This window comes from Aeromicrobium stalagmiti (assembly GCF_013283745.1).
Taxonomy (GTDB): domain Bacteria; phylum Actinomycetota; class Actinomycetes; order Propionibacteriales; family Nocardioidaceae; genus Aeromicrobium; species Aeromicrobium stalagmiti.
On sequence record NZ_JABSTZ010000001.1, the window covers coordinates 428,466 to 440,967 of the forward strand.

Below are 12,502 nucleotides of genomic sequence, written 5' to 3' on the forward strand. Positions count from 1 at the left end.
GGAGAACCATGCACACCGCCCGCAAGATCGCCGCCACGAGCTCCATCGCCCTCGGACTCGCCATGGTGTCGTTCGCCGTGCCCGGGATCGCCCAGGCCGCCGACGGCGACGACCTCGCCGCCACTCCCGCAGCCGCCACCGCGACCCCGACCGACAAGGCACCGAGCCTCGATCTCGACCTCTTGGTGCCGCAGGTCGAGCTCGACATCCCCGAGACGCTCCCGACCCCCACGCTGCCCACCACCCCGGGCGACCCGGTCGAGACCACCGAGCCCACGCCCGAGCCGACGCGCCCGACGGACAACCCCGGTGACGACGTCGACGTGCCCGGCACGCCCGGAGGTGTCGAGACCGACGACGACAGCGGCAACAACGGCAACGGCAACGGCAACGGCAACGGGAACCCCGGCGACAGCACGGACGACGACAGCGGCTCCAGCGACCCGGGATCGGGCGACTCCTCCTCGCAGGGCGAGGACGACAACAACGGCGTCGACCCCGTCCTCGGCAACGGCGTCGCGCCGCAGCAGGGCCTACAGGACGCCACGCCGCCCGCAGCCGACACGCAGCGCACGCTGCCTGCCGCCGGTGGACCGGCGCAGCTGCCCGTGCTCGTGCTCGGCCTGGGCCTGATCGTGGTCGGCGGGGTGCTGGTCAAGCGCCCGTACGCTGCACGTCACCGCGTCGTCTGACGCATGGCGAGCAAGCGTGACCTGGTCGAGGCGCACGACTTCAACAGGCGTCGGCTGGTCACTGCGTTCCTGAGCGGAGCGCCGGGCGGACGGGAGGTCGAGCCCGTCCGCTACGGCCGTACGATCATCGGCGGGCTGGTCCTCGCGGCGATCCTCGTCGCCGGAGCCGCCGTGGCCGGCGTCCTCAAGCCGACCGTCAGCGACGACTGGCGCGAGAACGGGCTCGTCATCGGCAAGGAGAGCGGATCGCGCTACCTGATGTTCGAGAAGCAGCTCTACCCGGTCGCCAACATCACGTCGGCCCGCCTGGCGCTGCAGGACGAGCTCAAGATCAGCTACGTCCCCGACGACGTCCTGGTCAAGGAGCCCAAGCGCAACGCGATCGGCATCGTCAACGCCCCCGACTACCTGCCGCCGGCCAACCGCCTCGTGCAGGACGGGTGGACCGCGTGCACCAACGGCGACGGTGGTCTCCGGACCGTCGTCAGCACCCGGTCCGGTGCCGAGCGCTCCACCGGCACGGCCCTGCTGGTGAAGTCCCGCGACGACGGGAAGTACTGGATCGTCTCGGGCAGCCGGCGCTACCCCGTGCCCAAGGGCAACGTCGGGACCGCCATCGTGCGAGCCCTCGGCCTCGACACCACCACGGCGTTCCCCGGCACCAACCGCTGGCTCGACCTGCTCCCCATCGGCAGCACGGTCACGGCATTCACGGTGCCCGGCAGCGGCTCGTCCGTCGACAGCGGCGTCCCCGGCCTCGACGTCATCGGCACGCGCGTGCAGGCCGACGGGCGCGACTACGTCCTGGTCAAGGGCGGGCTCGTGCTGCTCCAGCCCTTTGCGGCGGCCATCTACTCGGTGAGTCCCGGCACGGTCGACGCCGACCCGGTCGAGCTCGACCCGACCGACTTCGGTCGCATCCAGACCCTCAACAGCGCCAAGCTGTTCCCGGCGGACTGGCCGAAGGCCCTGCCGAGCACCTACTCCGAGCAGACGCCGTGCCTCGTGCTCGGCCGCGCCGAGCAGGAGGACGACACCAGCCGGGCCTACCTCGCGACGCCGACCGAGCCGTCGATCGTGCCGACGGGTGCCGAGGCCTCCGCCGAGGTCCAGCAGGGTCGCGGCGCGCTCGTCTACGGCAGCACCCGCACCTCGGGTGGCCCCGTCGACACCGAGTACCTCATCGACTCCCTCGCGACGCGCTATGCGATCGAGCCCAAGAACGCCGCCGCCGAGGCGCAGCGCCGGCTCGGCTACGGCGACGTCGAGCCGGTGCCCGTGCCCCGCACGTGGACCGAGCTGTTCCGCGACGGGCCGGCCCTCGACGCCACCAAGGCCGGAGCGCCGGTCGGATGAGGCGACAGCTGTCCGCAGCACTCGCGGCGACGATCGGCGCCATCGCGCTGCCGGTCGTCGTCGACGCCCCGGCTCGGGCGGCAGAGGGCCGCAACTGCACGACTGATGAGACGCAGTACGTGACCGAACCGGCCGGGCTGCTCAACCTGCAGCAGACCGGCTTCGAGCAGTCGTGGCGGTTCGCGACCGGCAAGGGTGTCGTCGTGGCGGTCGTCGACTCCGGCGTCAACCAGCGCAACGTCCACTTCTCCCGGGGCCTCGAGGACGGCACGTCGTTCGTCGGCGGTGCGGGCACCGACGACCTCCAGGGACATGGCACGGCCGTGGCCGGCATCATCGGCGCCCGCACCTTCGGCGACTCGGTGCTGGTGGGCGCTGCGCCCGACGCCACGATCGTCCCCGTCCGCGTCAACACCGTGGCCGACCAGATCTCGACCGCCAACGTCGCCAAGGGCATCCGCTGGGCCGCCGAGCGCGACGAGGTCGACGTCATCAACATCTCGATCAGCACCGGACCCAGCGACCCGCAGCTCAAGGCCCTGAGGGCGGCAACGGCCCTCGCGGTCAAGAACGACAAGGTCGTGGTGGCGTCTGCCGGCAACGGCCCGGGTCGCGACAACCCCTACACCCAGGTGCAGTACCCCGCTGGATTCCCCGGGGTGCTGGGGGTCGCGGCGACGACTCCCGGGGGCGGCGTCGACAACTACTCGATCCATGGCAAGCACGTCGACGTGTCCGCGCCTGGCGTGAACGTTTTGGCGCCGTTCCACGCGGTCGGCGACTGCCTGTTCGGCATCGACCAGCCCTACACGAGCTATGCGACCCCGTTCGTCAGCGCACTGGCCGCCCAGCTGCGCGAGCGGTTCCCGAAGGACTCGGCCGCCGACATCGCCAACCGCATCACGTCCACGGCCGACCGGCCGCGCATCGCCGAGCGCAACGACATCGAGGGCTGGGGCCGCATCCAGCCGGTCGCCGCGCTCACGAGCAGCGAGGCCACACCTCCGGGTGAGCGCCGCTCGAGCATCAAGCCACCGGCCGGCACCAGCATCACCGCGAGGGCCGCGGCCGACGACCCCCTGGCCGGCCCGCGGGACCGTCTGCTCTGGTGGGCCCTCGGCGCGACCGCACTGCTGTCGGTCGCCCTGGTCGCCCGTCCGCTCAGCGCTCGGATGCGACGCTAGGACGACGCGCCCCCGGCAGCGACAGCCGCCGCCAGGCGATCATCACCCCGCCGGTGATGGCGCCGCCCAGCAGCCAGCCGACCAGCACGTCGGTGAGCCAGTGACCGCCCAGATAGATCATGGCGGCGGCCGACACGACGCACCCGACGACGCCGAGCGCCGCGACGACGCGGCGCCAGGCGATCGACGTCCACCACGGCGCCAGCACGACGGCGATCGTCGCCGCCGACGTGATCACGGCGTGCGACGAGGGCATCGACGACTGTGCCAGCGACGTGATTGCGAGGTCGGCAGGTGGACGCGGTCGGTCGAAGACCTCCTTGAGTGGCCCGGTCACCACGACCGTCACGAGCATCGATCCGATGACGCTGGGCAGGCTCGCCCAGACCCTCAGCCGGGCGACGACGACGAGGCCCACCAGCGCCGCGACGGCGAAGAAGATCCATGACGTGCCGAGGTCCTCGAGGAACCGGCACACCCGGGTCAGCGGCACCGTGCGGTGGTCGGCGACCCAGCGGGCGATCTCGAGGTCGACGGCGTCCATGCGCCCAGCGTACGGAGGTCGCGCCGATCTCCTAAGCGCTCGCTTAGTTCTGCGGTAGTGTCGCCACCATGAAGGCGATCCAGATCACATCCCTCGACGGCCCCTCCGCAGTGGAGCTCCTCGACGTGCCCGAGCCCGTGGCCGCACCCGGCCAGGTCCTGATCCGCGTCCGCGCCGCCGGCGTCGCGTTCCCGGAGGTGCTGCAGTCGCGCGGGCTCTACCAGATGAAGCCCGACCTCCCCTTCACCCCGGGAGCCGAGATCGCGGGCGAGGTCATCGCCGCTCCCGAGGACTCCGGGTTCGCCCCGGGCGACCGCGTCGCCGCGCTGTGCCTCCTGGGCGGCTTCGCCGAGCAGGCCGTCGCCCCGGTCACCGAGACGTTCAAGCTGCCCGACTCCGTCTCGTACGGGCAGGGCGCCTCGATCATCTTCAACTACGGCACCGCCTACTTCGCGCTGATCGAGCGCGGCCACCTGCAGGCCGGTGAGTCGGTGCTGGTGCAGGGCGCGGCCGGCGGCATCGGCACCGCTGCGATCCAGGTCGCCAAGGCGTTCGGCGCGGGTCGCGTCGTCGCGGTGACCTCGACCGCCGAGAAGGGCGCCGTGGCGCTGGAGGCCGGCGCCGACGAGTTCGTGCTGGCCGACGGCTTCAAGGACGCGACCGTCGCCGGCGGCAAGGTCGACATCGTCGTCGACCCGGTCGGCGGCGACCGCTTCACCGACTCGCTGCGCTGTCTCAAGGACGACGGGCGCCTGCTCGTCATCGGCTTCACCGCCGGCGAGATCCCGACCGTCAAGGTCAACCGCCTGCTGCTCAACAACGTGTCCGTCGTCGGTGTCGGCTGGGGCGCGTACGTGCTGCAGCGTCCCGGGCACATCGCGACCGAGTGGGCCGCGATGGAGCCGCACCTGGCCAGTGGCGCCCTGCAGCCGGTCGTCGGACCGACGTTCCCCCTCGCCGAGGCGGCACAGGCCCTGCTCACGCTCGACGAGCGTCGCGCCACCGGCAAGGTGCTGCTCACCCCCTGACACCCCCACCGGCCGGCGGGGAGGTGAGCTGCTCGCGGGTGACGAAGGCGAGCTGGGCGGTCTTGTCCGCCAGCTCGACCACGGCGCCCTTCGTCAGACCCGTGCGCTCGGCGCGGGCGATCGACCGCGCATTGGCGACGTCAGGCTCCGCGACGATGCGGCGCACCGCCGGGTCGGCCAGGACGACGCCGAGCAGGTAGGACGTCAGGCGACCCGTGAACCCGGGCTCCGGGACGTCGGCCGGCCCGACGAAGAGGTGGCAGCCCAGGTCACCCTCCTGCACGTCGTACGACTCCCCCATCGGGTCGTGCGCCGGGTCGTACGTCTGGAAGATCGCGACCGCCCGTCCGTCGCGGTGCACGAGATAGGCGTGATGTGTCGTCAGGCCGTCGAGGTAGGCGTAGACCTCACCGACCTCCTCACGGGTGTAGGTCGTCATGCCCCAGAACGTCGCCCGGGGCGCGGTGACCCACGCGTGCAGGAGGTCGAGGTCGCCGACCGGGTCGACGGGGCGGTGGGTGAAGGTCATGCGGACTCCGGATCAGTGGGGACGGGGACGAGTCGACCGCCCGACCAGTGGTCGAGCTGGTCGTGGTGGTGGGGATCGGCCGGGTCACCGGACGCCCCGAGCGGGACGATCCACCGGCTCGCGGCGCGATCGGCGAGGTCCCACACGTAGCGGGCGACAGGCCCACGCAGCACCTGGTCGGTGACGCCCGGGACGCTCGAGGTCGACAGCACGCACTCGGTGTCACCCGACAGCGCGACCGCCGGGACGCCCGCCGGCGCCCAGACGTGGGTCGCTCCCCAGGTCTCGGGCGGGCCCGCCGCGGCGACCTCCTCGAGCGCACGGGTCGCGAGCGCGGCCAGGTCGATGCCCCACGGGGTCGGGCTTCGGTCGACCAGCCGGTCGAGCTCCTGACCGAGCCGGCCGACCACGTCGACCCACGGGTCGAAGAGAGCGGGCCAGGGCGACGGCTCGCGCAGGGCGGCGAAGGCGGGCTCGTCGGCGAGGCGGCGCACGAGGGCGCCCCGCACCGCGGCGAACGCGGCGGCACCCGCGCTGCCGGCATCCATCCGCCCGTCCCACGAGCCGATGATCGAGCGGAGGTCGGCCGCCCCGGGCGTCAGGGTCTCGACCGAGTCGAGCAGAGACCGCAGCCTGCCGGCGGGCGCGAGGGCCGTGTCGAGGTGCAGCGACCGCGCGTCCTCGACGGTCAGGTCACGGCGGTCGCCGAGCAGGTCGCGCAGCCGGTCGGCGCGGTGCGGCGGGGCGAACTCGTGACCCACCGCCGCGCTCTCGGGGCCGCGGCGCTCGTTGGCGGTGACGAGCACGTCGTCCGCCCCGACGTCCGACGACGGCAACGGGTCGAGCCAGCCCATCCACGCGTGCTGCTCGTCCCACGCCGGGACCGGCACCCGCCGAGCACGCTCGTCGCGCACCGGCACCCGGCCGGCCACCCGGTAGCGGACCCGGCCGGATCGGTCGGCGATGACGACGTTGTTGACCGGCTCGACCCAGCGGTCGAGGGCGCGGTCGACGTCCTCGACGGTGCGCGACCGCAGCAGCGGCAGGATCGCGTCGAGCCCGAGGTCGCGACCGACCCGCGACGCCGTCCGCAGGCTGAGCCCCTGACCGGCATCGGGTCCCCCGACGACGAGCGGACCCTGTCGGGTGACGACGACCTCGACCGGCACGGGATCGGCCCCGCGGACGTCGATCTGCTCGGTGTGGACGTCGGCGGCGTACCAGCCCTCCGCACCCCGCGCCTCGACCCCGGCGGCGGTGCGCCGCAGCTGCTCGACGAAGAGATCCTGGTAGTCCGCCATCGCGTTGGTGATGGCCCACGCGACCTCGCCGGCGTGGGCGAAGTGCTGCACCCCGGGCACTCCCGGGAACGTGAGACCGACGACGTCGACGCCGGGGCAGACCAGCCGCACCTGCTGATAGACGCCCGGTGACTCGAGCACACGGTGCGGGTCGCCGGCGATGATCGGGCTCCCCGAGACCGTCCGACCGCCGCCCGCGACCCAGGCGTTGCTGCCCGACAGGGCGGGACCCTCGCCACCGATGAGGTCGAGCGCGTCCTCGCCGAGCGCCGCGGCGACCCGCGCCCGCCACAGCTTGGTCGGGAACGTCCCGAACAGGACGTGCTGCACGCAGAAGATGCCCAGCGGCGTCCACGGCGTCCATGCACCCGGCTGCCGGCGGTCGAGACCTTCCTCGACCCCCGCGACGTACGCCGCGCAGAACCGCTGGGTCTCGGTGTCCATGCGCTCGAAGCACTCGCGGGCGGTCCGGTCGATCAGGGTCTGCCGCGCGAAGGTGTCCCAGCCGACCCCGGCGACGCCCAGCACCTCCGCCGTCCGCCCCACGGCATGGAGGCGGTCCATCTCGATCTGGTCGCCACGGTCGATCGCCGTGACGCGCCCCTGCTCGCGCGCGAGCTCGTCGATCGACGCCGCCCGGACCGTCGGCACGCCCCACGGGTCGCGCTCGACGCTCACCGGCGGTGCCGGGCGATCGGGTTGGCGAGCGTGCCGGCGAACATCAGCGACGTCGCCTGGTCCGACAGGTCGACCATCTGACGGGTGTCGCGCAGCTGCAGCCGGTTGAGGCAGGAGTGGGCGAACTTCGGCGCGAACAGGTCGATCCGGGCGAAGGCCTCGGCCAGCTCGGGGTGGTCCGCCTGGTGCTCGGCGATCGTCGCCGCGACCAGAGACCAGAACTCGTCCGACGCCAGCACGCCGTCCTCCGCCAGGATCGCCGCGAGGAACCGCAGGAAACCGTCGAAGACGTCGGTCAGCACCGACAACGCCTTGACGTCGTCGGGGACGTCGGCCCGCACCCGCTCGATCTCCTCGGGCAGCGGCAGGTCGCCCAGCACGGCGATCTCCTCACCGATGTCCTTCATCAGCATCCGCGTGGGCACGTGCCCGTCGAGCACCATGATCAGGTTCTCCCCGTGCGGCATGAACGCGAGCTCGTAGCGGTGCAGGCAGTGCACGACGGGTCGGACGTAGGCCCGCAGGTAGCGACGCACCCACTCGCGCGGGTCGAGGCCGGAGGCGCGGACGAGCCCGACGGCGAACGACGCACCGTCGCGGTCGCGGTGCAGCAGCGACGCCATCGTGGCGAGCCGATCGCCGGGAGCGAGCTGGGCGACGGGGCTCTCGCGCCAGAGCGCCGCGAGCATCTTGGTGTACGGCTGGGGCGCCGCCCCGCTCGCCGGGGTCGACGTGCCGATCCGGTGGTAGGCGTCGCCGGTGTAGCCGATCGCCGCCCGCTCGCGCAGCACGCCGAAGCCGGTCGACCGCAGCTCGTCGTCGGACGCCACGAGGTCGGCGACCCAGTCGTTGATGGCCGGCGTCGCCCGCATGTAGCGCGGCGACAGCCCCCGCATGAAGCCCATGTTCTGGATCGACAGCGCGGTCTTGACGTAGTGCCGCTCCGGGCGGTCGACGTTGAAGTACGTCCGGATCGACTGCTGCGCCTGGTAGTGGTCGTCACCGCTGCCGAGCAGCACGAGGTCGTGACGGGCCACGTCGGGCGCGAACGTGATCGCGATCTTGTGCTCCCACTGCCAGGGATGCACCGGGATGAGCAGGTAGTCCGACGGGTCGAGCCCGAGGCCGCGCAGCGTCCCCTCGAAGCGTCCACGGGTCGCGGCGTCGATCTCGCCGGCGTAGAGCGCGCGCTCGTCGAGGCCCTCGCCGGTCGACAGGTGCGCGAGCGTCCGCCGGGCGGCGACCCACACCACCGCGAACGTCTGCCCGGTCTCGGGCGCATACGCCGCGTGGTCGGCGACGGAGAACCCGATCCGCCCGTTGTTGGCGACGAAGGCCGGGTGGCCCTCGGTCATCGCCGCCTCCACCGCCTGGAAGTCCGCCTGCAGCAGGTCACGGACCGAGGTCGTGGAGTGGACGTCCTTCCACGCCGAGCCCGCAAGGGTGCTGCTGATCTCCTCGAGATAGGTCGGCAGCAGGGCCCCGGGGATGCCGAGCACCTCGGCGTGCTCGATGACGAACGCGAGCGCATCGACCTCCGCCTCCTCGCCGTCGACGACGCGCGAGATCGACCACGGACCGACGACCCAGTGGTCGAGCTCGTAGCGGTGGGCGTGGAACCGGTAGCTGACGCGGCCGTCGGGCGAGACCAGCTCGTGGTCGGGCCCGACCGGGCGCGGGTCGAGCAGCCGCTCGTGCGCGAACTCGCCGATCGCCTTGGCCACGAGGAACCGGTGGGCTCGCTGCATCGGCTCGGGCGCGAGGTGACGGGTCAGGTCGCGCAAGCGGTCCCCCTCGTCGTCGACGGCTCGCAGCAGCTCGCTGCCCGCGAAGTCGTCGCGGGTGCAGACGCTCAGCGCGGCGACCTTGTCGGTCAGCTGCACCCGGCCGAGCACCCGGAACCCCGCCGCCGCGTTGAGCGCAGCGATGCGGTCGTTGCGGACGTCCGGCTCCACGACGACGCGCATCCGCCGCGGGTCGTCGAGGCACAGCTCCATGACGGTGCGGAACACCGCGGACGTGAAGCCGGTCCGCGGCGAGTCCGTGGGCGCGACGAGCACGTGCATGCCGATGTCGCCCGGCTGCCAGTCGTACGTCCCGGCGAGCTCGCTGTGCTCGGGGTCGTAGGTCTCGGCCAGGAAGGCCGGCTCCCCGTCGACCCGGCCGAGCCACGCCTCGTGGTGCGGGTCGGCACCGATCTCGGCGTACGCCGCGCAGACGTCGTCCACCGAGGCGCCCTGCATCCCCCAGAACACCGATCGGGGGTGGGTGATCCAGGCGTGGAGCAGGTCGCCGTCACGGTCGAGGTCGACCGGCTCGATCGTGATGCACCCGACCGCGGTGTCGCGCGACAGCAGGACCCCCGCGCTCATGCGCCGACCTCCATCCGCAGGCGCGCCCCGGGATGCCGGGCGAGGTCCGTCGGCACACCGAACTCCTGGAAGGCGATGTGCTCCTCGACGGGGTAGACCTCCCGACCACACATCTGCCGGATGATGATCGAGCTGCGGTAGGCGCCCATCCCGAGGTCGGGGGCGATCAGCCCGTGGGTGTGCTCCTCGGCGTTCTGCACGAAGATCTCCTGGTCGGTGTGGTCGATCGTGTAGCCGGCGGCCACGTCGTAACGGCCCCGGTCGTCCCAGCGGATGCGGTCGGCGATGCCCTCCACGAAGGCGGGCACCTGCGGGCGGTAGCCCGTCGCGAGGACGAGCCCCTCGGTCTGCAGGTCGAGGGGCTCGTCCAGCTCGGTGTGGCGCAGCTCGAGCGCGTAGCGCCCGGCGGCGGCGTCCCACGACGCACCGCCGAGCTCGGTGTGGGTCAGCAGACGGGTGGGGACGTCACCGTGCACGCGCTTGCGGTAGAGCGTGTCGAAGATGGCGTCGACGAGATCGCCGCTGATGCCCTTGTAGAGGCCCTTCTGGTCTCGCAGCAGCCGGTCACGGGTGCCGGCGGGGAGCGCCTGGAAGTAGCGGGTGTACTCCGGTGACGTCATCTCCAGCGTGAGCTTGGTGTACTCCATCGGGAAGAACCGCGGCGACCGCGTCGCCCACACCAGCTCGTAGCCGAACGTGTCGATGTCCTCGAGCAGGTCGAGATAGATCTCGGCGGCACTCTGGCCGCTGCCGACGACCGTGATCGACGCCGTGGCCTGCAGGGCCGCCTTGTGGGTGAGGTAGTCGGCGGAGTGGATCATCGGCCCGTCGACGCCCTCCACCACCGACGGCACGTGCGGCCGGGTGCCGGTGCCGAGCACCAGGCGCCTCGCCCGGTAGGTCTCGGTGCCGCCCGAGCGCAGACGCGCGGTGAGCACGTACGCCTCGCCGTCGTGCTCGACCCGGTCGACGTGGCGTCCGAAGCGGACGCCCTCGACCTGCGACGCGGCCCAGCGGCAGTAGGCGTCGTACTCGGCCCGGAGCGGGTAGAAGCTCTCGCGGATGTAGAACGGGTAGAGCCGTCCGGTCTGCTTGAGGTAGTTGAGGAACGAGTAGCGCGACGTCGGGTCGGCCATCGTCACCAGGTCGGCCATGAACGGGACCTGGAGCGTGGCGTCCTGCAGCATCATCCCGGGGTGCCAGCTGAAGTCGTCGCGTGACTCCAGGACGATGCCGTCGAGGCCGTCGACGGGCTCGGCCAGGCAGGCGAGGCCCAGGTTGAACGGGCCGAGGCCGATCGCGGCGAAGTCGTGGGTGCGCATCAGTGAACCTCCTCCGGCGCGTAGAGGTCGTCGAGGAGCTCGTGCCCGATCGAGCGGACGAGGTCGAGCACCGCCCGCAGGTCGTCCGTCGTCGTGGCGGGGTTGAGCATCGTCAGCTTGAGCCACGACCGGCCCTCGACCTTGGTGCCGGCGATCACGGCGGAGCCACTGCCGGCGATCGTCCGCCGGATGCCCGGGTTGACCTCGTCGGCCACCGACTCCGGCACCCCGTCCGGGCGGAAGCGGAAGACCAGGGTGCTCAGCGTCGGCGCGGTGACGACCTCGAGGTCGGCGTCGTCCCGCAGCAGCTCGTAGCCCGCCTGGGCGAGGTCGACCACGGCGTCGACGTACTCGCCGATCGCGTCGGCTCCCATGGTGCGGAGCGTCAGCCAGAGCTTGAGGGCGTCGAAGCGCCGGGTCGTCTGCAGGCTCTTGTCGACCTGGTTGGGCTGGGCCGAGGAGCGCGGGTTGAGGTAGTCCGCGTGGTACGTGACGTGCCGCAGGTCGGCCCCGTCGCGGAAGATCACCGCGCTGGAGCTGACCGGCTGGAAGAACGTCTTGTGGAAGTCGACCGTGACGGAGTCGGCGCGCTCGATGCCGGCCAGCAGGTGGCGGCGGCGCGGCGAGACCAGCAGTCCTCCGCCGTACGCGGCGTCGACGTGCATCCAGACGCCGCTCTCGGCGCACACGTCGGCGATGCGCTCGAGCGGGTCGATGCTGCCGAAGTCGGTGGTTCCGGCGGTCGCGACGACGGCCATCGGGATGAGGCCGGCGGCGCGGGTGTCGCGCAGTGCCTGCTCGAGGGCCCACGGGTCCATCCGGCGGCGCCCGTCGGTCGGGATCGTCACCACGGCGTCCATGCCGAGCCCGAGGATGTTCGCGGACTTCTGGACGCTGAAGTGGCTGTCGCGCGAGGCGAAGATCCGGAACCTGGCAGCGGTGTGGGCCAGCGGCTCGGCCGGGTCGGCGTCACCTGCGAGATAGGCCTGGCCACGGGCGACCAGGAGCGCCTGCAGGTTGGACTGCGTGCCGCCGCTGGTGAAGACGCCGTCCCCGGCGGCGTCGAAGCCGATCCGCGCGGCGGTCCAACCGACGAGCCGACGCTCGATCTGCGTGCCGCCGGCGCTCTGGTCCCACGTGTCGAGCGAGGAGTTGACCGACGACACCAGCACCTCGGCGACCAGCGCCGGGATGACGACGGGGCAGTTGAGGTGCGCGAGGTAGCGCGGCTCGTGGAACCACACGGCGTCATCGAGGTAGACGTCCTTGACCTCGGCCAGCGCCTGGCCCATGTCGGCGAGAGGACGGTCGAGATCGATGTCGTCGACCCGCGAGACCACCTCGGCCACGCCGGCGCCGGTCCACGGCCCGGTGACGGTGGCGACGTGGTCGGCCACGGCCGTGACGCCTCGGGTCATCTCGTCGCGATAGCGTTCGATGTTGTCGGCGTTGAACAGGTGCTGTCGCACGCGGTGGTTCCTTCCCCCGAAGATTGC

The 12,502-nt window shown here is 72.2% G+C and carries 10 protein-coding genes; 4 read left to right on the plus strand and 6 right to left on the minus strand.

Translation table 11 applies throughout. The features are described from left to right. Window positions 1–8 precede the first annotated feature (8 nt). From HQK15_RS02085 to HQK15_RS02095, 3 genes are read left to right on the plus strand one after another with little or no spacing between them, the layout of a single operon-like run. Window positions 9–692 (plus strand): hypothetical protein, encoded by a 684-nt coding sequence (locus HQK15_RS02085; RefSeq protein ID WP_173489771.1) that lies wholly within the window; start codon window positions 9–11, stop codon window positions 690–692. A 3-nt stretch (window positions 693–695) separates the two neighbouring features. Next, entirely contained in the window at window positions 696–2,048 is a 1,353-nt protein-coding gene (gene eccB / locus HQK15_RS02090; RefSeq protein WP_173489772.1) for a type VII secretion protein EccB, read from the plus strand. Continuing rightward, window positions 2,045–3,232, plus strand: coding sequence for a S8 family serine peptidase (locus HQK15_RS02095; RefSeq protein ID WP_173489773.1), 1,188 nt, complete (start codon window positions 2,045–2,047; stop codon window positions 3,230–3,232). The genes eccB and HQK15_RS02095 overlap by 4 nt, the downstream gene beginning before the upstream one ends. Here the strand turns inward: HQK15_RS02095 and HQK15_RS02100 are convergent. Next, a complete protein-coding gene (locus tag HQK15_RS02100) occupies window positions 3,210–3,776 on the minus strand; it encodes a phosphatase PAP2 family protein (protein ID WP_173489774.1) in 567 nt (188 codons plus the stop codon). The genes HQK15_RS02095 and HQK15_RS02100 overlap by 23 nt on opposite strands. A gap of 68 nt (window positions 3,777–3,844) precedes the next feature. On the opposite strand from HQK15_RS02100, the gene HQK15_RS02105 reads away from it, so the two are divergent. Further along, on the plus strand, window positions 3,845–4,804 hold the full coding sequence (locus HQK15_RS02105; protein WP_173489775.1) for an NADPH:quinone oxidoreductase family protein: 960 nt from the start codon (window positions 3,845–3,847) through the stop codon (window positions 4,802–4,804). Here the strand turns inward: HQK15_RS02105 and HQK15_RS02110 are convergent. Genes HQK15_RS02110 through HQK15_RS02130 form a run of 5 tightly spaced genes read right to left on the minus strand, consistent with a single transcriptional unit; the run spans window position 4,794 to window position 12,475 of the window. After that, window positions 4,794–5,333, minus strand: coding sequence for a GNAT family N-acetyltransferase (locus HQK15_RS02110; RefSeq protein ID WP_173489776.1), 540 nt, complete (start codon window positions 5,331–5,333; stop codon window positions 4,794–4,796). The genes HQK15_RS02105 and HQK15_RS02110 overlap by 11 nt on opposite strands. Then, complete coding sequence (locus HQK15_RS02115; protein WP_173489777.1) at window positions 5,330–7,312, minus strand: penicillin acylase family protein; 1,983 nt, start codon at window positions 7,310–7,312, stop codon at window positions 5,330–5,332. The genes HQK15_RS02110 and HQK15_RS02115 overlap by 4 nt, the downstream gene beginning before the upstream one ends. Further along, window positions 7,309–9,684 (minus strand): GNAT family N-acetyltransferase, encoded by a 2,376-nt coding sequence (locus tag HQK15_RS02120; protein WP_173489778.1) that lies wholly within the window; start codon window positions 9,682–9,684, stop codon window positions 7,309–7,311. The genes HQK15_RS02115 and HQK15_RS02120 overlap by 4 nt, the downstream gene beginning before the upstream one ends. Continuing rightward, a complete protein-coding gene (locus tag HQK15_RS02125) occupies window positions 9,681–11,006 on the minus strand; it encodes a lysine N(6)-hydroxylase/L-ornithine N(5)-oxygenase family protein (protein ID WP_173489779.1) in 1,326 nt (441 codons plus the stop codon). The genes HQK15_RS02120 and HQK15_RS02125 overlap by 4 nt, the downstream gene beginning before the upstream one ends. Beyond that, window positions 11,006–12,475 (minus strand): pyridoxal phosphate-dependent decarboxylase family protein, encoded by a 1,470-nt coding sequence (locus HQK15_RS02130; RefSeq protein WP_367649034.1) that lies wholly within the window; start codon window positions 12,473–12,475, stop codon window positions 11,006–11,008. Before HQK15_RS02130 ends, HQK15_RS02125 begins: the two co-directional genes overlap by 1 nt. Window positions 12,476–12,502 lie beyond the last annotated feature (27 nt).